The sequence below is a fragment of the Roseateles sp. P5_E8 genome (assembly GCF_054177665.1).
In genome coordinates this window covers 19,794-37,717 of record NZ_JBGCUM010000030.1, presented here as the reverse complement: position 1 = coordinate 37,717, position 17,924 = coordinate 19,794, and the positions used below count along the sequence as shown (strand labels likewise).

The window sequence follows — 17,924 nt, the reverse complement described above, 5'->3', positions numbered from 1 at the left end:
GTCGCAACATGGCGCCCGCCCGGTAGATGCCCCTACGCCGCTGGGCGCCCAACGTAAACCATTGATTTAAAACGGTTTCCGTCCTTTTCCATCCCTAGAGTCAAAACCCTAGGCGTTGTCGGCGCACGACGCGCGATCAGGACTCTGTGACGACGAGACGCGGCACCGCCGCGAGCAAGTCCCTTGTATAGGCTTCACACGGTTGGCTGAGCACGTCTGCACAGCCGCCCTGCTCGACGATGCGCCCGCTGCGCATGACGGCAATCTCATCGGCGATGTACTCGACGACGCCTATGTTGTGGGTGATGAAGAGGTAGGCCAAGCCCTGCTCGCGTTGCAGGTCGCGCAGCAGGTTGAGGATCTGGGCCTGCACCGACACGTCCAGCGCGGACGTCGGCTCGTCGCAGACGATGAGACGGGGTTCGACGGCCAGCGCGCGGGCGATGGCGATGCGCTGGCGCTGGCCGCCGGAGAACTCGTGCGGCCAGCGCTGCAGCGCGTCGCGGCGCAAGCCGACCTGGTCGAGCAAGGTGTGCTGGCGCTCGCGGCGAGCGGCGGAATCCAGATCGGGGCGCAGTGCGATCAGGCCCTCCTCCAGCACGTCCGCCACGCGCATGCGCGGGTTCAGCGACGCGAACGGGTCCTGGAAGATGATCTGAATGCTGCGCCGCGCATTCACGAGGGCTGCACCGCTGAGCTGAAACAGGTCCTGGCCGTCGAACAGCGCCTGGCCGCTGATCTGCGCCTGGCGGCGCAACAGCTGGACGATGGCCTTGCCGGAGGTCGTCTTGCCGCAGCCGGATTCGCCCACCAGCGCCAGCGTGCGGCCGGCGTGCAGTTGGTAGCTGACTCCGTCGACGGCGTCGAAGTGGCGCGGGCCGCGATGGAAGAGCGGCACCTTCAGCGCGAAGCGCACGCGCAGGTCACGCACGTCGAGCAGCGGCGCGCCCTGCCCTGGCGGCACGGATGGCAGTGATTTGGGCACCGCGACCTCGCGCGGCAACGCCTCGCCGGGCTGGCTGTAGAGCAGGCAGCGCACGCGGTGCTGCGGGCCTTCCTCGGTCAGCTCGGGCGGCGTGGTGGCGCAATGGCTCATGGCCCGGTCGCAGCGGGGCGCGAAGCGGCAGCCGGCGAACTCCAGCCACAGCGGCGGCACGGTGCCGGCGATGGCCGCCAGCGGCTCGCCGCGCCGGGCGGCGTCGGGCAGGGCTTGCAGCAGCAGCCGCGCGTAGGGGTGCTTAGGGTGAGCGAAGAACTCAGCCGCCGGCGCGTCTTCGATGATCTGGCCGGCATACATCAGCGCCACGCGGTGCGCCATGCCGCTGACCACCGCCAGGTCGTGCGTGATCAGCAGCACACCGAGCTGGCGCTCGCGCTGCAGGTCGCGGATGAGGTCGAGGATCTGCGCCTGGATGGTTACGTCCAGCGCCGTCGTCGGCTCGTCGGCGATCAGGTAATCGGGCTCGGCGGCCAGCGCGATGGCGATCATGACGCGCTGCTTCTGGCCACCGGACAGGCGGAAGGGGTAGTCGTCGACGCGGCGCTGCGGCTCGGGGATGCCAACGCGGGCCAGCCAGTCGATGGCCTTGGCGCGTGCCGCCGCACCGCGCAGCGGCGTGTGGGCTTCGATGGCCTCGACGATCTGCTCGCCCACGCGCATGACCGGGTTCAGGCTGGTCGACGGCTCCTGGAAGATCATGGCCATCCGCCCGCCGCGAACGTCGCGCATGCGGCTCTCGGGCAGGGCCAGCAGGTCCTGCCCGTCGAGAAGCACGGCACCGCTGGCGACGYGGCCGTTCTCGGGCAGCAGGCGCATCAAGGCCAGCGCCGTCATGCTCTTGCCGCAGCCGCTCTCACCGACCAGCGCGAACGTCTCGCCGCGCGCCAGGCTCAGGCGCATGCCGGCGATGGCGCGCACCACGCCGGCGTCGGCGTCGAGCTGGACGTGGAGGTCAGCGATCTCAAGCATCGGCCGCTCCCCGGCGCACGAAGACGCGCGGCCGCGCCGAGCGGGCCTTGGGGTCGAAGGCGTCGCGCACGCCGTCGGCAAACAGGTTGGCGGCCAGCACCAGGCCCACCATGAAGCCGAAGGCGGCCGCAAAGCTCCACCAGACGATGGGGTCGCGCGACATCTCGGCGCGGGCCAGGTTGATCATGCTGCCGAAGCTGCTGGTGGTGGGGTCCACGCCGACGCCCACATAGGTCAGCACGGCTTCGTAGAGGATGAGCTCCGAGAAGCTCAGCACCACGGTGATGAGCACCAGGTGCATCACATTGGGCAGGATGTGGCGGGCCATGATCGCCAGGTCGCCCACACCGAAGGCCGTGGCGGCCTGCACATAGTCCAGCTCGCGCAGCTTCAAGGTCTCGGCGCGCACCAGGCGGCACAGGCCGGCCCAGCCGGTCAGGCCGAGGATGAAGCAGAGCATCAGCATCTTCAGGTCCGACCGCTCGGCGGCCGTCTCGAAGAGCTCGGGGTTCTTGTCGAAGAAGACCTGCACCATCAGCACGCAGGCAGCAATCAGCAGCACATTGGGTACGGCGCTCAGCGTCGTGTAGAGATACTGGATGACCTCGTCCACCCAGCCCTTGTAGTAGCCCGCCAGCACGCCCAGCAACAGCGCCAGCGGCAGCGTGGCCAGCGTGGACAGCGCACCGATGACGAAGGCCGTGCGCACGCTCTTCAGGGCCTGCACGAGGATGTCGTTGCCGGTGCGGTCCGTGCCGAAGACGTGGTACTGCGGCATCAGCGCGATGACGGGGCCGGCCAGCAGCAGGATGACCGTCAGCATGATGAGGACGGCGCGCAGCGGGTAGACGGTGCGGTCGGCAGCCAGGTCGGCCAGCGCGTGGCGCCAGCCATGGTGGTAGCGGGCCAGCGCGGCGGCGGTCAGCGCGACGAGCAGCGCGGCAATCGCGGCGCCAGCGGCCAGGCCGACGGCGCTGCGGCGAGCCACGTCGCCGACCCATTGCGTGGCCGGGTCGCTCAGGTGACTGCCGCCGAACTTCAGGCGCGGATAGTCACGCCCGGCCTGGCCCTGGGCGTCGACGAAGCTCTCCTTGTTGAAGCCATGCGTGCCCAGCGGCACCGAGTAGCTGACCTCGCGCATCGCGATCTGGCGCGCCAGCAGCAGGTCCAGCGTGGACAGCGTGCGGGTGTCGTAGACGGTATTGCCATCGGCCGTTGCGAGCGCAGGCCGCAGGTGGACGCTGTCGACCAGCGTGACCCCGAGGAACAGCGCCATGACGACACCGGCGCTCGCAGCGATCGGGTCGCGCAGCACACGGCGCCAGGTCGTGCGCAGGTTGGCCTGGGCCCTGACACGCAGCGCGTAGACGGCGACGGCGGCCACCATCAGCCACAGCGCCAGGTCGGTCCAGAGCAGCACGAACTTCATTGCAATCTGACGCGGGGATCGACCCACGTGTAGGCGATATCGATGAGCGCATTGCTGGCGATGTAAAGCAGCGCGCCGAGGAAGACCATGGTCCGCACGATGGCGAAGTCCTGGCCCGTGATGGCCTCGATGACGAAGGCGCCCAGGCCCGGGATGCCGAAGAAGCTCTCGAACACCAGGCTGCCGAGGAAAACATAAGGCAGGTAGCTGCCGGCGCTGGTGATGATGGGAATCAGCGCATTGCGCAGCACATGGCGGCTCAGCACGCGGCCTTCACTCAGGCCCTTGGCGCGTGCGGTGCGGACGTAGTCCTTGCCCATTTCCTCCAGGAACATCGCTCGGTACAGGCGCGCCTCGCCGCCCAGCCGTGACAGCAGCGACAACAGTATCGGCAGGGCCAGGAAGCGCACCGCATCCAGCCCTGGCGCGAAGCCATTCATGGGCACCAGCTTGAGCACACGGGCGAACAGGAACTGGCCGACGATGATGTAGAACAGGCTGCTGATGGACAGCATCAGCACGCACAGCACGACGCCCCAGAAGTCGATGCGCGTGTGCCTGAAGAACACCAGCAGCAGCGAGAAGGCGATGCTGACGATGACCTGCAGGATGAACAGCGGCAGCGCCAGCGCGAGGCTCACGCCCATGCGCACCTTGACCTCGTGGCCGATGTTGATGGCCTGGCGCGCATCGCTCTTGCCGAAGTCCAGCGCGAACAGGCTGACCGAACGCTCCCACAGGATGGTGTGCGTGAACTGCTCGCCGCCCTGCCGGCTGGCGTCGAAGTACAGCGGCTTGTCATAGCCGCGCTCGGTCTTCCAGGTCTCGATCTGCACCTGCGTGACGCGCTTGCCGCCGATGTTCAGCCGCGCCATGTCGTCGGGCGTGTTCACCGAGAAGAACAGGAAGAAGGTGAACAGGTTGACGCCCACCAGGATGGCCAGGCCATAGCCCAGGCGGCGCAGCATGAAGCGCAGCATCAGGCGGCCTCCACCTTGACGACGGCGGTGGCCATCTCACGCCTGCGCCAGGCGCGGCGCGTGGCGATGTAGATGGCCAGGCCACCCGCTGCCAGCACCAGCAGCGGCCACCAGACCGGCTGGTTCCAAGCGGCCACCTTGGCGGCGCGCTCGTTCACGTCCACGCGCAGATAACGCGCCCGGTCGCGCACGACGATGCCCGGCTTGCCGTTGTAGACCCAGTGCTGGAAGGCCAGGCCCGAATAGCTCCAGTAGCCCCAGGCCCAGGGCGCATCCCGGCGTGCCACGTCGTTCATCTGCGCCATCACCTGGGCCTTCTCGGGCCCATCCTCCAGCGCCTGCAGCTTGCGGAACAGGCGGTCGAACTCGGGGTTGGCGTAGTTGGCCGTGTTCTCGCCCTCGTGCAGGCTCTTGGCGTTCGGCCCATAAAGCAGGAACAGGAAATTCTCGGCATCGGGGTAATCGGCAAACCAGCCCCACCAGAAGATCTGGTGCTTGCCCTTGCGAATCTTTTCCTGGAACTGGTTGAAGTCGGTCGCGCGGATGTCGAGCTGGATTCCGAGCTTGGCGAACTGGCGCACCATCCAGTCGTTCTGCGCCTTCAGCTCGGGCGTGATGACGCGCTGGAAGTCGTAGTTCAGCACCAGCGGCCGGCCCGTCTTCACGTCGCGCCCGCCAGGGTAGCCGGCCTGCTCCATCAGCAGATGAGCCTCGGCCAGCGGCCGGCGCTCGATCTTGCCGTTCACCAGATGGTGGGTGACAGGGTTGAACTCGCCCGGCTGCGCCTCCTTCGACCCGAACACGCCCGGCGGGATGGGCCCGTGGGCCGCGTCGCCGCCCTGGTCGCGGAAGATGCGGCCATAGCCCTCCTCCCAGTCGATGGCGATGGAGATGGCCTGGCGCAGCGCGCGGTTGCGCTTCTGCTGCTCCGGCGTGTCGCCCTGGCCGACGACCGGGTCCAGCCAGTTGAAGCCCAGGTACCAGTTGGTGATGTCGACATTCATCGGCAGCCGGAAACCGCGATGCTCGAAGAAGGCCTTGACCTCATCGGAGTCGTCGCGGTCCACTGCGAGGTTCACGCCCCAGTCGGCACGATCCATCTCGGGCAGGTCCAGGTAGCCCTGCTTGAACAGCTCCTTGATGGGCACCTTCTCCTTCACGTTGATGGCCACCACCTTGTCGACAAAGGGGATGCGCTTGCCGCAGTCCGCCAGCAGGCCGGCCTCGGCATCGCCCTCGCTGCCTTCGCAGGGGAAGGTGTCGGGCCGGTAGTTGGGGTTGCGGCTCATGACGTGCCGGCGGTCCTGCACGTACTCCGTCATCATGAACGGGCCGCTGCCGACCGGCCATTGGTTCCAGCTCAGCGAGTTGGCCGCCATGCCGGGCTGGGCGTAGAAGGCGTCCACCTCCCAGGGAATGGCCGCCGTGAAGTTGGTGGCCATCCAGTACTGCCACTGCGGGTAGCGGCCCTTGAGGCGGATGCGCAGCAGGTGGTCGTTCACCGCCACGGCACCGGCCAGCGGCCAGCGGCGCAGGTCCAGGAAGGGCTTGTCGGCCACGTTCTGGGGCATGCCGGCGAGCTGACTGGCGTTCTCGCGCTTGAGCGTGGCCATGTAGTCCTTCAGCCCCAGGACGTGCTCCGAGAACACCGCAGCCACCGGCGCGTCCAGGCGCGGGCTGGCGTGGCGTTTGAGCGCGTAGACGAAGTCCTCGGCCACCACCTCGCGGGCGGCCAGCTGCTTGAAGTCGAAGGGACTGCGCTTGCCAGCCAGCTCGCCGGGCTTGAGGTGGTGATAGAGGTAGTTCCCTTGCGCGTCCCTGGCGAAGGCCGGGTGGGGCGACCACTTCAGCCCCGGGTGGATGGGCACGTCGTAGACGGCCTCGGCGATCTGCTCGTCGGGCGCGTCGTCGGGCAGGCGCCTGCCTTGCGCATCGAGGTAGTAGGGCTTGGCCAGCGCGTCGGCAGCGCGCGGGATCAGCGTGTAGGGCCGTTTGAGCGGGTGGTAACCGTAGGGCGGCTCGCTGATCTCGTAGACATAGGTACTCTCGGGCGCCGTATAGGACGAGGTCGGATCCAGGTAGCGCGGCGAGCGTTCGGCGAAGGCCATGTAGAGCGTGTTCTCGCGCTCGGCACCGAGCGGGTGCGGGCTGTTGTTGCAGCCGGCCAGCAACATGAACGCGAATGCGCCCACACCCCTTTTGACCCAGCTGCCCAATCCCACCACGACGACGCCCTCAAAAAACGACGCCCCGGCACGAGCCGAGGCGTTGGGCGGAATCATAGAGGGGCAACTCGTCTATACAAGCCCGACTCCCGTGAGAGCGCGGCGTGGAAAACCCGAGGTGCCTTCAGTGATGGTCGTGACCGCAGTCGTCACCACAATCGTCATCGTGGTGATGCGCGCCATGCGCCAGCCGCGGGTCGGACTGCCAGCCCAGGATGGCCTCGCGGCCCTGCACGTAGAGCTCGACCGTGCCGCCCACCGGCAGGCAGACCTTGGTACGCACATGGCCGAAGGGCAGACCGGTCAGCACCGGCGTCTTGGTACGGCTGCGCAGCGCGGCGACGGCGTCCTTGAGGCCATAGCCCCGGTCGTTCGGTGTCTTGGGCGCGCCGCTGAAGTCGCCCAGCAGCACGGCCGCCTGCGCGTCGATGACACCCGCCTGTTGCAGTTGCAGCAGCTGGCGCTCGACGCGGTAGGGATGCTCGTTGACGTCTTCCAGGAACAGGATGCCGCCCTTGATCCTGGGCCAGTGCGGCGTGCCGAGCAGCGAGCACAGCACCGTCAGGTTGCCGCCCCAGAGCCGGCCGCGCGCTTCCAGGCCGTCGAAGCCACCGGTCGGTTCACGGAAGCCCACGGCCTCCAGCGCGCCGCTCATGGCTTCGAGGAAGCAGTCGCGCGTGACCTCGTCGACACCGCCCTCCGCCTCACTGCGGCCGAAGTCATCGCAGGCAAGGGGCCCCGACCACATCGACAGCCCTTTGTGCCGGGCGATGAAACCGTTCTGCAGCGCCGTCAGGTCGCTGTAGCCCACCCAGCGCGTGCCCTGCTCGACGCTCTTCGCGATGCGGCTCCAGTCGATCTGGTCCAGCAGCCGCGTCAGGCCGTAGCCGCCGCGCGTGGCCAGCGCCACCGAGGGCGCTGCGTCGGCGATGCGATGCAGCGCCGCAAGGCGCGTGGCGTCGTCACCGGCAAAGCGCTGCTGGCGGGCCAGCGCGTCGGCGTCGATGGCGACCTCGAAGCCCAGCTGCGTCAGCCGTTTGGCGGCGCGCTTCAGCGCCTCGGCCTTGGAGACAGCGCCGGCCGGGGTGAACATCGTCAGTGAGGTCGTCATCAGGATTCGTCCAGGTGCGTGGCTTCGCCGGTAGGGATGAGGCATTGGCGCTCGGCGCGCCGTGCGCGGGCGGCCTCGCGGCGTTCGGCGAAGAACTCACGCAGCAGCTTGGCGGAGGCGTCGGCCATCAGCCCGCTCTCGATGCGCGTGTGGTGATTGAGCTGGGGCTGGGCGAACAGGTCGATGACCGAGCCCGCCACGCCCGTCTTGGGGTCGGGCGCCGCGAACACGACGCGCTTGAAGCGGGCATGCATCAGCGCCATGGCACACATCGCGCAGGGCTCCAGCGTCACGAAGAGCTCGCACTCCGGCAGGCGGTAGTTCTCGAGCAGCGATGCCGCGTGGCGCAAGGCCACGATCTCGGCGTGGGCGGTCGGGTCGTGCGTCGTGATGGGGCGGTTGTAGCCGGTCGCAACCACCTGGCCGCCGCGGGTGATGACGGCGCCGACCGGCACCTCGCCCACCAGCCAGGCGTTCTGCGCCTGGTCGAGTGCGAGCCGCATCGCGTACTCGTCGGCGGGCGTGAAGATCGGCTCTGTCATCTGGGGCGGCAGTTTAGGCGACGCCCATGGCATGCTGACAGCATGAGTGAGCTATCGGTCCACCCCCTCGGCGAAACGGCGCTGTGCTGCACGCTGCCGGCGCCGCTATCGCTGGAGCAGCAGCAGCGCGTCTGGCAGTTGGCAGCCGGCCTGGCCAACGTGGACGGCGTGCAGGAGCTGATGCCGGGCATGAACAACCTGACGCTGGTGTTCGACCCGCTGCGCACCGAACCCGCCGCGCTGGAAGCTGCGGCCCTGGCGCTGTGGGCGAAACCGCCGCGCCGCCAGCAGCTCGGCCGGCTGGTCGAGATCCCGGTGATCTACGACGGCCCCGACCTTGGCGACGTCGCCTCGCACTGCGGGCTCAGCATCGACGAGGTCGTGCACCGCCACACAGCGGGCGACTACGTCGTCTATTTCATCGGCTTCCAGCCCGGCTTCGCCTACCTCGGCGGGCTGGACGAGGCGCTGCACACGCCCCGCCGCGCCGAGCCGCGCGTAGCCGTGCCGGTGGGCAGCGTGGGCATAGGCGGCGCGCAGACGGGCATCTACCCGCTGGCCACGCCGGGTGGTTGGCAGCTCATCGGCCGCACGTCGCTGGCCTTGTTCGACCCGCAGGCCGAACCGCCAACGCTGCTGGCACCCGGCGACCGTGTGCGCTTCGTGGCAATCGCCGAATGATCGAGATCCTGCGCGTCGGGCCGCTCGCCACCGTGCAGGACCTCGGTCGCCCCGGCTGGCGCGACCGCGGCCTGAGCCTGTGCGGCGCGCTGGACGAGTTCGCGCTGCAGGCGGGCAACCTGCTCGTCGGCAACCCGCCCGGCGCGGCCGGCCTGGAATTCACGCTCGCTGCGGCCACGCTGCGCTTTCATGCGGACGCCTGCATCGCCATCACCGGCACCGATGCCGACGCCAGCCTGGACGGCCGCCCGCTGCGCGCCTGGTGGCGCCAGCGCGTGCGCGCCGGCCAGACGCTCAAGCTCGCCGCGCCGCGCGAGCGCATGCGCAGCTATATCGCCATTGCCGGCGGCCTGGCGTTGTCGCCCGCCCTGGGCTCGCTCAGCACCGACCTCAAGGGCGGCTTTGGCGGGCTGGACGGCCGGGCGCTGCGTGATGGCGACCACCTGCCGCTGAACCCTTCCCCCGCCCTGCCCGCGCGCACCGTCGGCATGCGCCCGCCCGAGTGGACGCCCGCCGTGCGCGTGCTGCCCGGCCCGGAGCACGAGGACTTCACGATGGCAGCGCGCGAGGCCTTCTGGGCCAGCGACTGGACCGTCACGCCGCAAAGCAACCGCATGGGCTACCGCCTCGCCGGCCCCCAGCTTGAGCGCGAACGCGGCGAGGAGCTGGCCTCGCACGGCATGCTGCCCGGCGTCATCCAGGTGCCGCCGTCGGGCCAGCCCATCGTGTTGCTGGCCGACGCGCAGACGACCGGCGGCTACCCCAAGATCGGCATCGTCATCCGTGCCGACCTGTGGAAACTTGGCCAGCTGCGCCTGGGCGCGCGGCTGCGCTTTGTGCCCTGCACGCCGGCCGAGGCCTTGGCGGCGCTGCGCGAACAACGATTGCTGCTGGACCAGATGAGGATTGCCTTATGCATGTCGACCTGAATGCCGACCTGGGCGAAGGCGCGCCCGACGACGCGGAGCTGCTGGCCCTGGTCAGCTCCGCCAACATCGCCTGTGGCTGGCATGCCGGCGACGCCCGGTTGATGCAGGCCACCGTCACGGCGGCGCTGGCGCGCGGCGTGGCCATAGGCGCCCACCCGAGCTACCCCGACCGCGAGAACTTCGGCCGCAGCGAGATGCAGTTGAAGCCCGCCGATGTGCAGGCCGACCTGATCTACCAGCTCGGCGCGCTCGACGCCCTCGTCAAGGCCCAGGGCGGCCGGCTGCACCACGTCAAGCCGCACGGCGCCCTCTACAACCAGGCCGCGCGCGACCCGGTGCTGGCCGACGCCATCGCCAGCGCGGTGCTGGACGTGGACCCAGGCCTGGCCCTCTACGGCCTGGCCGGCAGCGAGCTGCTGCGCGCCGCCGAGCGCGCCGGCCTGCGTGCCGTGGCCGAGGTGTTTGCCGACCGCGGCTACCGCGCCGACGGCAGCCTGGTGCCGCGCAGTCAACCGGGCGCCTTTGTCGAAGACAGCGACGAGGCCGTGGCGCGCACGCTGCGCATGGTGCGCGAGGGCGTCGTCGTCGCAGTGACCGGCGAGACCGTGCCGCTGCAGGCGCAGACGATCTGCCTGCATGGCGATGGGCCGCATGCGCTGGCCTTCGCGCGCGCCATCCATGCGGCGCTCACGGCTGCCGGCGTGCAGCTGCGCCCCTGACGATGCAGGACGCGCTCTTCGGAGGCCCGCCCGAAAAACGCCAGCGCGGCGTACAGCCCGCGCCACCGCTGGCCGAAGACGTCGCGCTTGCCGCAGCGCTGTCGCCCCACATCCACCTCGGCACGTCGACCTGGAGCTACCCCGGCTGGCATGGCCTGGTCTGGGCCGGCAAGCACAGCCCGGCGACGCTCTCCAAGACCGGCCTGCCGGCCTACGCGGCCCAGCCGCTGCTGCGCGCCGTGGGCATAGACCGCGGCTTCTACCGGCCCCTCGCCGCCAGCGAATTCCAGCGCCATGCCGAGCAAGTGCCGCCGGGCTTTCGCTTCACGGTCAAGGCGCCCAGCCTCGTCACCGACGCGCTGCTGCGCAGCGAGGACGGCCGCGGCCGGCAGCCCAACCCGCTGTTCCTGGACGCGGCTGCGGCACTGCAGGACTTCATAGAGCCCGCCTACGAAGGCCTGGGGCAGCGCATAGGTGCGCTGGTCTTCCAGATCAGCCCCYTGCCCGGCCCGCTGCTGGCGCGCATGAACGAGCAGTTCGACCTGCTGCATGCGCTGCTGCTGGCCCTGCCCAAACCGCCGGCCGGGGTGATCGCCGTCGAAGTGCGCGACGCCGCCTGGCTGACGCCAGATCTCGTTGCCCTGCTGCGCGACACCGGCGCGCGCTACTGCCTGGGCCTGCACCCCAAGTTGCCGCCACTCRCCGAACAACTGCCGTTGCTGCGCGCGCTGTGGCCCGGCCCGCTGGTGGCGCGCTGGAACCTGAACCGCCTGCACGGCGCGTATGGCTATGAAGAGGCCGAGAAGAAGTACGGCGAGTTCAACGAGATGCTGGACCCCGACCCCGAGACACGCGCCGAGTTGGCCCGCGTCATCCGCGGCACGGCCAGCGCGGGGCAGGACGTGTTCGTCACCGTCTCCAACAAAGCGGAGGGCTGCGCGCCGCTGAGCGTGCGGGCGCTGGCGCAAGCCGTCGTACAGGGCTAGGGCCTGTTAACACTGCGGCAACGGGTCGCGTTGTCGCCAAAAAGGCTGCGAGCAAGGCGCAAAGCGGAGCCGGGTTGGGCACCCGGCGAGCATTTGCAACGCCGCGCGCGGCCTTTTTGGCGGCAACCCTTCGGGAAGGCCCGTCACAAGGAGCCACTCGGCGTTGCACCGCTGGCCCGCACGCGWGTGCGGGCGGCGCGCTGCGCCTTGATTGGCCCCTTGTGACGGGCCTTCGCGACCCATTGCCGCAGTGCTAACAGGCCCTAAAAGGTTCAGTCCTACAACCGCGAGCCTCCTGAGCCGACCCCGGCGCACCGCTTGCCCCAGCACAGTGGACCCACCGCGGCGCAAGCCGCTTGCGCAAGAGGAGTCCAACATGAATTGGGATCGCATCGAAGGCCAGTGGAAACAGCTGGCCGGCAAAGTCCGGGAGCATTGGGGCAAGCTGACCGATGACGACATCGACGTCGTGGCCGGCCGCCGCGACCAGCTCGCCGGCAGGATCCAGGATCGCTACGGCCTGGCCAAGGACGAGGCCGAGCTGCAGATCGCCAGCTGGGAACGCCGCGTGACGGACGACTGGTTCACCAAGCCCTGAGGCCGTCGCCTCATGACCAAAGCCGCCCTCGCCGGGCGGCTTTTTCTTGGGCTTTGCGGATTCAGCGCTGCGGCTTGACCGGCAGGTTGCCGCCTTCGCCTTCCCAGCGGGTCACGTCGTCATGATGACGCTGGTGATCCGCGCGCACGCGACGCTGCTCGTTCTTGCGGCTGAGGTGCTGGACGAGCTTGGTGGCCAGCGCCGAGGTTGCCAGCAGGGCAATGAGGGACTTGATGATCATGGCGGTGTCTCCTTGCAAGGACGCCACATGCTGGCGCTTGACATCGGCGGCGCGCGTCGGCCGGCGGCTGCGCAGGCTGTAGGACTCAAGCCTGAAGCGGCCAGCGGCCGATCACGTCATGCCGCGTCTGCCCCTGCGGGCTCTTGACGAGCACGAACTCGCTGGCGACCCAGCCGGGCAAAGCGATGGGCCAGGCGGGCGCCGGCCGCTTGTCATAGCGCAACGTCAGGTGGGGCTCGTAGCCCTGCTCCGGCGCGGCCAGGCCGTGGGCCACGAGGCGTTCGACGAGGGCGTCGCGCAGCTCGCGCACCGCTTCCAGGTCCTGGCCACCGGTCAGCACGAAGGGATGCTTGCTGGCATGCTCGCCGCCCCAGCTCGTGAAGCTGTCGAAGCCCAGGTCGAAGGCCGGCCGGACCACCTCCGCCGCCGCCCGCTCTGCGCTCGCGACGACATGCGCGTCGGGTTCACCCTCGAAGTAGCCGAAGTAATGCAGCGTGATGTGGAAGACGCGGCTGGGCCGCAGCCGCGCAGCAAGGCCGCGCGCCTCGTGCGCCACCGTCACGGCTCGGGCGATGCGCTCGGCCGTCTCTTCATCGGGCCGCAGCGCGAAGAAGAGCTTGTGGCCGGTCATGTCAATTCGTCGCTGCGGACGCCTCGTCGGCAGCGCGTTTGGCCGCGTCGTTGAGACTGTCCTGCACCTGCTGTCCCACGGCCTGCGGCCGGGGCAAGGGCGCGCTTGCGGCGGACGCGCCGGCGGCCGGCGGCTTGAGCGCAGCGGCCTGCTTCTTGACCAGCGACAGCACGATGGCCGCAACGATGACAAGGGCGAGAAGGCTGAGGGCGGCTCGCATGGCAGGCGTCAAGTGGTTTGGTTACAGAAGAGCATAGCCGCCAGCGAGCAGCTTGATCCAGCGCAAACCGGTGCCCGTCCCCGCTGCCTAGCATGGCCTGACCTCGTGTCGAACGGCTCGCGGCACCCACCTATAAGAGAGACAAACTCATGATCCAGCGCCTGCTTCTGCTCGCCGCACTCACTGCGTCCACGCTGGCCTTCGGCGCGGCCGACACGGCGCTACCGGTCATCCAGGCCAAGCTGACCAGCCCGCCCTTCGTGCCACCGCCCACCGGCCGCAAGTCACCCGCCAAGGTCATCGTCGAGCTGGAAGTCATCGAGAAGGACATGCCCATCTCCGAAGGCGTCAGCTACACCTTCTGGACCTTTGGCGGCACGGTGCCGGGCAGCTTCATCCGCGTACGCCAGGGCGACACGGTGGAGTTCCACCTGAAGAACCACCCGAGCAGCAAGATGCCGCACAACATCGACCTGCACGGCGTCACCGGCCCGGGCGGCGGCGCGGCGTCCAGCTTCACCGCGCCGGGCCATGAATCGCAGTTCAGCTTCAAGGCGCTGAACGAAGGCATCTACGTCTACCACTGCGCCACCGCTCCGGTGGGCATGCATGTGGCCAATGGCATGTACGGGCTCATCCTCGTCGAGCCGCCTGAAGGCCTGCCCAGGGTCGACCATGAGTTCTACGTCATGCAGGGCGACTTCTACACGACCGGCAAATACCGCGAGAAGGGCCTGCAGCCCTTCGACATGGAGAAGGCCATCGATGAGCGGCCCACCTATGTGCTGTTCAACGGCGCGGAAGGCGCACTCACGGGCGAGCGCGCGCTGACGGCCAAGGTGGGCGAGACCGTGCGCATGTTCGTCGGCAACGGCGGGCCCAACCTGGTGTCGAGCTTCCACGTCATCGGCGCCATCTTCGACAGCGTTCGCTTCGAGGGCGGCACGCTGGCGCAGAAGAACGTGCAGACGACGCTGATCCCCGCCGGCGGCGCAGCCATCGTCGACTTCAAGGCGCGCGTGCCAGGCAGCTAYGTGCTGGTGGACCACTCCATCTTCCGCGCCTTCAACAAGGGCGCGCTGGCCATCCTGAAGGTCGACGGACCGGAGGACAAGACCATCTACTCGGGCAAGGAGGTCGACTCCGTCTACCTCGGCGACCGCGCGGCGCCCAACCTGAAGGCCGTGGCCACGGCGACGACGGCCGCCGCCGCCGGCACCTTGACGCCCAAGGACCAGATCGCCGCTGGCCACGCGCTGTTCACCGGCACCTGCTCCGTCTGCCACCAGGCCAATGGCGCCGGGCTGGCCGGCGTGTTCCCGCCGCTGGCCAAGTCCGACTGGCTGGGCCAGGACCCGAAACGCGCCATTGGCGCCGTGCTGCACGGCCTGTCCGGCAAGCTCAAGGTCAACGGCAAGGACTACGACTCGGTCATGCCGCCCATGAACCAGCTCAACGACGACGAGGTCGCCAACATCCTGACCTATGTGCTGAACAGCTGGGGCAATGCAGGCGGCAGCATCTCGGCCGACGAGGTGAAGAAGCAGCGCGCCGCCAAGCCCGCCACGACCAACCAGGCGGGGCATTGATGAGCCTCGCCGTCGCCGCATCCGCAGCGCTGCTGGCGGGCTATGTGGCCATGCCGGCCGGCACGCTGAACAGCGTGCTGGCGCGCGACACCGACCGCGAGCCGACCCGCATCGCCGCCTTCGAGCTGCGCGAGACGCCGGTCACGCGCACGGAATTCCGCCGCTTCCTGGCCGCGCATGCCGAGTGGCAGCCGGGCCAGGTGCCGGCCGTGTTTGCCGGCGCGGGCTATCTGCAGCAGGGCGTCGATGACGGTGAGGCCCCTGTCACCGCGGTCAGCTGGTTTGCCGCCCAGGCCTATTGCGAAGCCGAAGGCGGCCGGCTGCCGACCTGGCATGAATGGGAGTACGCGGCCACCGCCGACGCGACCCGCACCGACGCGCGTGGCGACCCGGCCTGGCTGGCGCGCATCCTCGGCTGGTATGCCCGCCCGGCCAACGGGCCGCTGCCGGCGGTGGGCGGCGCGGCCAATGTCTACGGCGTGCGCGACCTGCACGGCCTGGTGTGGGAATGGGTGGACGACTTCAACGCCTTGCTCGTCAACGCCGACAGCCGCAGCGCCGGCGACCCCGACCGGCTGAAGTTCTGCGGCGCCGGTGCCATCGACCTGCAGGACCGGCAGAACTACGCGGTGCTGATGCGCGTGGCGCTGCTGTCCTCGCTCGGCGGCGCGGACAGCACCGGCAGCCTGGGTTTTCGCTGCGCGCGGGAGGTGCGGAAATGAAGCGCCGCCTGCTGCTGAGCCTGCTCGGCCTGGCCGGCGTGGCGCTGGCCCTGCCCGGTGATTCGATCTACCAGCTCGACGCCAGACTGACTGACCAGCTTGGCCAGGCCATCAAGCTCGACGCCGCGCGCGGCCAGCCGGTGCTGGTCAGCATGTTCTACACGAGCTGCCAGTTCGTCTGCCCCATGCTCATAGACGCCGCGCGCGACACACAGGCCACGCTGCCCGATGCCGAGCGCCGCCGCGTGAAGGTGCTGCTGATCAGCTTCGACCCGGCGCGTGACACGACGGCCAAGCTGGAGGCCATGGCCATGGAGCGCGGCCTGGACGCCGTGCAATGGACGCTGGCCCGTACCGACCCGGCCAGCGCCCGCAAGATCGCCGCGCTGCTGAAGTTCCAGTACCGCGCCCTGCCCGACGGCGAGTTCAACCACAGCGCGGAGCTGATCCTGCTGGACGGCGAAGGCCGCATCGCGGCGCGCACGGCCATGCTGGCGGGCGCCGACGCGCGCATGGTGGCGGCCATCCGAAAGCAACTGGCGGTCAGCGCACCAGCCAGGCCTTGAACTCCGCCGCCCTCTCCTGGCTGACGAACAGCTCGCCCGCCAGCGCCGGCCGCAGCTGCAACTTCAGCCGCCCCTTGCCCGCCGCCGCAAAGCCGGCCACGGCACGCGCGGCCAGCAGGGTCTGGCGGTTGGCGCGGAAGAACTGCGCCGGGTCGAGCTGGGTTTCCAGCTCGGCCAGCGGCGTCTCCAGCAGCAGCCGGCTGCCGTCGTGCAGCACGGCGTGGCTGAGCTTGTCCAGCGACACGACATAGGCCAGCTCGCCCACGTCGAAGGCCTGGAAGCCCGCGGCCTTGCGGCCCAGCAGGCGCTGGCGCCAGCGCGGGCGCTGCAGCTCGGCCAGCACGGCCATCACGTCGCTGCCAAAACCGCGCCGCAGCCGCTCGGCCTTGGCAATGGCCTGGGCCAGCGCGGCCTCGTCGACGGGCTTGAGCAGATAGTCCACCGCCAGCGCGCGGAAGGCGGCGATGGCGAACTGGTCGAAGGCGGTCGTGAAGATGACGGGCACGGCCAGTTCGCGGCCCTCGAAGAGCTCCAGCGAAAGGCCGTCGCCGAGCTGGATGTCCAGCAGCAGCAGGTCCGGCGGCGGCTGCGTGGCCAGCCAGTGCGCGGTGGCGCTGACGCTGTCGGCATGACCGACGACGACGACTTGCGGCGCGACGCGGGCCAGCGCCTCGACCAGGCGCTCGCGGGCCGGTGGCTCGTCCTCGGCGATGAACACTTTCATGCGGAAGACTGTAGAGGCACGGTGACCTCGAAGCGGCCGTCGGCCTCGCGGACGACCAGCGCGCGGCCGGTCAGCAGCCGGCAGCGCTCGTCGAGATTGGCCAGGCCCACACCGGCCGAGGGCAGCGCGGTGCGGCGCGGGCGAATGTCGTTGCTGACGGTCACCGTCGCCTCAGCCAATGACAAGCGCACCGGCAGCGGCTCCGACGCACTGGCCTGGTTGTGCTTGACGGCGTTCTCCAGCAGCGTCTGCAGAGCCATGGGCACGATGCGCCAGCCGTCGGCCTCGACATCCAGCTCCAGCGGCATGGCCGCACCGAAGCGCAGCTCCAGCAGGCGGTGATAGCGGCGCAGGAAGGCCAGCTCCTCGGCCAGCGGTACGAGGTCGCGCTGGCGGCTGTCCAGCACATAGCGGTAGACCTCGGCCAGCGCGTCGCAGAACTCGCGGCCGCGCGCCGGCTCGGACTGGATCAGGTGGCCCAGCGTGTTCAGGCTGTTGAACAGGAAGTGCGGATCGACCTGGGCCTTCAGCGCGCCCAGCTCGGCCTGGGCGCGCAGCCGCTGCAGCCGCTCGACGCGGATCAGGTCGGACTCGCGCTCGCGGATCAGGAACAGCGTCTCGTAGCCATGCGTCACGAACAGCACGCAGATGACATTGGTCAGCGTGACGATCTGCAGCGTGCTGCGGTCCACCGGCAGCCCGGCAACGAAGTACCAGGCCAGCAGGCCCAGCACGGTGATGGGCGCCGTGTAGAGCACGTTGGCCACCACCAGCATCAGCAGCTTGCGCAGCGGGCGCTGGAACCAGTCGAAGTGCTCGCGCTGCTTGAACAACAGCCAGCGGTTGCCGCCCCAGATGGCGGCGGCCAGCACGATGAAGCCGGCGAAGCCGACCCAGAACACGCCGTCGCCCGGCCCCCACGGCCCATAGAGCCCCGTCAACCACGGAATGGCCAGGCCGAAGCCCAGGCTGCCGACCGTCATGACCAGCCGGTCGTCCAGCTGCACCGGGTTCAGCGTGTCCAGGTCGGGGTTCGGCAAGCGGATGTCCTGTTTGGGCGCG

19 protein-coding genes are annotated in these 17,924 nt (G+C 69.4%); 8 read left to right on the top strand and 11 right to left on the bottom strand.

Annotated features, from left to right (window positions below; all coding sequences use genetic code 11):
* Positions 1-136: 136 nt before the first annotated feature.
* The 6 genes from ACXRVZ_RS17415 to tadA form a co-directional block, all read right to left on the bottom strand.
* Positions 137-1,969: an ABC transporter ATP-binding protein gene (locus ACXRVZ_RS17415; RefSeq protein ID WP_458232628.1), complete on the bottom strand. Its 1,833-nt coding sequence runs from the start codon at positions 1,967-1,969 to the stop codon at positions 137-139.
* Positions 1,962-3,398 (bottom strand): ABC transporter permease, encoded by a 1,437-nt coding sequence (locus ACXRVZ_RS17410; RefSeq protein ID WP_457426200.1) that lies wholly within the window; start codon positions 3,396-3,398, stop codon positions 1,962-1,964. Before ACXRVZ_RS17410 ends, ACXRVZ_RS17415 begins: the two co-directional genes overlap by 8 nt.
* The gene (locus ACXRVZ_RS17405; protein ID WP_457426202.1) at positions 3,395-4,378 is read right to left on the bottom strand and encodes an ABC transporter permease; all 984 of its coding nucleotides are present in this window, start codon (positions 4,376-4,378) and stop codon (positions 3,395-3,397) included. The genes ACXRVZ_RS17410 and ACXRVZ_RS17405 overlap by 4 nt, the downstream gene beginning before the upstream one ends.
* Complete coding sequence (locus ACXRVZ_RS17400) at positions 4,378-6,552, bottom strand: ABC transporter substrate-binding protein (protein WP_457426270.1); 2,175 nt, start codon at positions 6,550-6,552, stop codon at positions 4,378-4,380. Before ACXRVZ_RS17400 ends, ACXRVZ_RS17405 begins: the two co-directional genes overlap by 1 nt.
* Positions 6,553-6,727: 175 nt before the next feature.
* Positions 6,728-7,714: an LD-carboxypeptidase gene (locus tag ACXRVZ_RS17395; protein ID WP_457426204.1), complete on the bottom strand. Its 987-nt coding sequence runs from the start codon at positions 7,712-7,714 to the stop codon at positions 6,728-6,730.
* Complete coding sequence (gene tadA / locus ACXRVZ_RS17390; RefSeq protein WP_457426206.1) at positions 7,714-8,256, bottom strand: tRNA adenosine(34) deaminase TadA; 543 nt, start codon at positions 8,254-8,256, stop codon at positions 7,714-7,716. The genes ACXRVZ_RS17395 and tadA overlap by 1 nt, the downstream gene beginning before the upstream one ends.
* Positions 8,257-8,298: 42 nt before the next feature.
* On the opposite strand from tadA, the gene pxpB reads away from it, so the two are divergent.
* From pxpB to ACXRVZ_RS17365, 5 genes are all read left to right on the top strand, one after another.
* Positions 8,299-8,937, top strand: coding sequence for a 5-oxoprolinase subunit PxpB (gene pxpB, locus ACXRVZ_RS17385; RefSeq protein WP_457426208.1), 639 nt, complete (start codon positions 8,299-8,301; stop codon positions 8,935-8,937).
* The gene (locus ACXRVZ_RS17380) at positions 8,934-9,866 is read left to right on the top strand and encodes a 5-oxoprolinase subunit C family protein (RefSeq protein ID WP_457426210.1); all 933 of its coding nucleotides are present in this window, start codon (positions 8,934-8,936) and stop codon (positions 9,864-9,866) included. Before pxpB ends, ACXRVZ_RS17380 begins: the two co-directional genes overlap by 4 nt.
* Positions 9,851-10,585: a 5-oxoprolinase subunit PxpA gene (gene pxpA, locus ACXRVZ_RS17375; RefSeq protein WP_457426212.1), complete on the top strand. Its 735-nt coding sequence runs from the start codon at positions 9,851-9,853 to the stop codon at positions 10,583-10,585. Before ACXRVZ_RS17380 ends, pxpA begins: the two co-directional genes overlap by 16 nt.
* Before the next feature lie 2 nt (positions 10,586-10,587).
* Complete coding sequence (locus tag ACXRVZ_RS17370) at positions 10,588-11,571, top strand: DUF72 domain-containing protein (RefSeq protein WP_458232627.1); 984 nt, start codon at positions 10,588-10,590, stop codon at positions 11,569-11,571.
* Between the two features lie 376 nt (positions 11,572-11,947).
* Positions 11,948-12,169, top strand: a complete 222-nt coding sequence (locus tag ACXRVZ_RS17365; RefSeq protein WP_457426216.1) for a CsbD family protein — start codon at positions 11,948-11,950, stop codon at positions 12,167-12,169.
* 61 nt (positions 12,170-12,230) lie between these two features.
* Here ACXRVZ_RS17365 and ACXRVZ_RS17360 read toward each other — a convergent pair whose 3' ends face one another.
* The 3 genes from ACXRVZ_RS17360 to ACXRVZ_RS17350 form a co-directional block, all read right to left on the bottom strand.
* Positions 12,231-12,410, bottom strand: coding sequence for a hypothetical protein (locus ACXRVZ_RS17360; protein WP_457426218.1), 180 nt, complete (start codon positions 12,408-12,410; stop codon positions 12,231-12,233).
* Positions 12,411-12,495: 85 nt separating this feature from the next.
* Positions 12,496-13,041 (bottom strand): 2'-5' RNA ligase family protein, encoded by a 546-nt coding sequence (locus ACXRVZ_RS17355; RefSeq protein ID WP_457426220.1) that lies wholly within the window; start codon positions 13,039-13,041, stop codon positions 12,496-12,498.
* A 1-nt stretch (position 13,042) separates the two neighbouring features.
* The gene (locus ACXRVZ_RS17350; RefSeq protein WP_457426222.1) at positions 13,043-13,261 is read right to left on the bottom strand and encodes a hypothetical protein; all 219 of its coding nucleotides are present in this window, start codon (positions 13,259-13,261) and stop codon (positions 13,043-13,045) included.
* A 149-nt stretch (positions 13,262-13,410) separates the two neighbouring features.
* On the opposite strand from ACXRVZ_RS17350, the gene nirK reads away from it, so the two are divergent.
* From nirK to ACXRVZ_RS17335, 3 genes are read left to right on the top strand one after another with little or no spacing between them, the layout of a single operon-like run.
* Positions 13,411-14,850, top strand: a complete 1,440-nt coding sequence (gene nirK / locus ACXRVZ_RS17345; protein ID WP_457426224.1) for a copper-containing nitrite reductase — start codon at positions 13,411-13,413, stop codon at positions 14,848-14,850.
* Positions 14,850-15,572 (top strand): formylglycine-generating enzyme family protein, encoded by a 723-nt coding sequence (locus tag ACXRVZ_RS17340; protein WP_457426226.1) that lies wholly within the window; start codon positions 14,850-14,852, stop codon positions 15,570-15,572. Before nirK ends, ACXRVZ_RS17340 begins: the two co-directional genes overlap by 1 nt.
* Entirely contained in the window at positions 15,569-16,138 is a 570-nt protein-coding gene (locus ACXRVZ_RS17335; protein ID WP_457426228.1) for an SCO family protein, read from the top strand. Before ACXRVZ_RS17340 ends, ACXRVZ_RS17335 begins: the two co-directional genes overlap by 4 nt.
* On the opposite strand, the gene ACXRVZ_RS17330 is transcribed toward ACXRVZ_RS17335, so the two are convergent.
* Complete coding sequence (locus ACXRVZ_RS17330; RefSeq protein ID WP_457426230.1) at positions 16,116-16,862, bottom strand: LytR/AlgR family response regulator transcription factor; 747 nt, start codon at positions 16,860-16,862, stop codon at positions 16,116-16,118. The two genes, ACXRVZ_RS17335 and ACXRVZ_RS17330, sit on opposite strands and share 23 nt — an antisense overlap.
* A complete protein-coding gene (locus ACXRVZ_RS17325; RefSeq protein ID WP_457426232.1) occupies positions 16,859-17,902 on the bottom strand; it encodes a sensor histidine kinase in 1,044 nt (347 codons plus the stop codon). Before ACXRVZ_RS17325 ends, ACXRVZ_RS17330 begins: the two co-directional genes overlap by 4 nt.
* Positions 17,903-17,924: the final 22 nt, after the last annotated feature.

Coding starts and splice junctions, on each gene's coding strand:
- ACXRVZ_RS17410 (WP_457426200.1), bottom strand. CDS start 3,398: ATGAAGTTCGTGCTGCTCTGGACCGACCTGGCGCTGTGGCTGATGGTG.
- ACXRVZ_RS17405 (WP_457426202.1), bottom strand. CDS start 4,378: ATGCTGCGCTTCATGCTGCGCCGCCTGGGCTATGGCCTGGCCATCCTG.
- ACXRVZ_RS17400 (WP_457426270.1), bottom strand. CDS start 6,552: ATGTTGCTGGCCGGCTGCAACAACAGCCCGCACCCGCTCGGTGCCGAG.
- ACXRVZ_RS17395 (WP_457426204.1), bottom strand. CDS start 7,714: ATGACGACCTCACTGACGATGTTCACCCCGGCCGGCGCTGTCTCCAAG.
- tadA (WP_457426206.1), bottom strand. CDS start 8,256: ATGACAGAGCCGATCTTCACGCCCGCCGACGAGTACGCGATGCGGCTC.
- pxpB (WP_457426208.1), top strand. CDS start 8,299: ATGAGTGAGCTATCGGTCCACCCCCTCGGCGAAACGGCGCTGTGCTGC.
- ACXRVZ_RS17380 (WP_457426210.1), top strand. CDS start 8,934: ATGATCGAGATCCTGCGCGTCGGGCCGCTCGCCACCGTGCAGGACCTC.
- pxpA (WP_457426212.1), top strand. CDS start 9,851: ATGCATGTCGACCTGAATGCCGACCTGGGCGAAGGCGCGCCCGACGAC.
- ACXRVZ_RS17365 (WP_457426216.1), top strand. CDS start 11,948: ATGAATTGGGATCGCATCGAAGGCCAGTGGAAACAGCTGGCCGGCAAA.
- ACXRVZ_RS17360 (WP_457426218.1), bottom strand. CDS start 12,410: ATGATCATCAAGTCCCTCATTGCCCTGCTGGCAACCTCGGCGCTGGCC.
- ACXRVZ_RS17355 (WP_457426220.1), bottom strand. CDS start 13,041: ATGACCGGCCACAAGCTCTTCTTCGCGCTGCGGCCCGATGAAGAGACG.
- ACXRVZ_RS17350 (WP_457426222.1), bottom strand. CDS start 13,261: ATGCGAGCCGCCCTCAGCCTTCTCGCCCTTGTCATCGTTGCGGCCATC.
- ACXRVZ_RS17340 (WP_457426226.1), top strand. CDS start 14,850: ATGAGCCTCGCCGTCGCCGCATCCGCAGCGCTGCTGGCGGGCTATGTG.
- ACXRVZ_RS17335 (WP_457426228.1), top strand. CDS start 15,569: ATGAAGCGCCGCCTGCTGCTGAGCCTGCTCGGCCTGGCCGGCGTGGCG.
- ACXRVZ_RS17330 (WP_457426230.1), bottom strand. CDS start 16,862: ATGAAAGTGTTCATCGCCGAGGACGAGCCACCGGCCCGCGAGCGCCTG.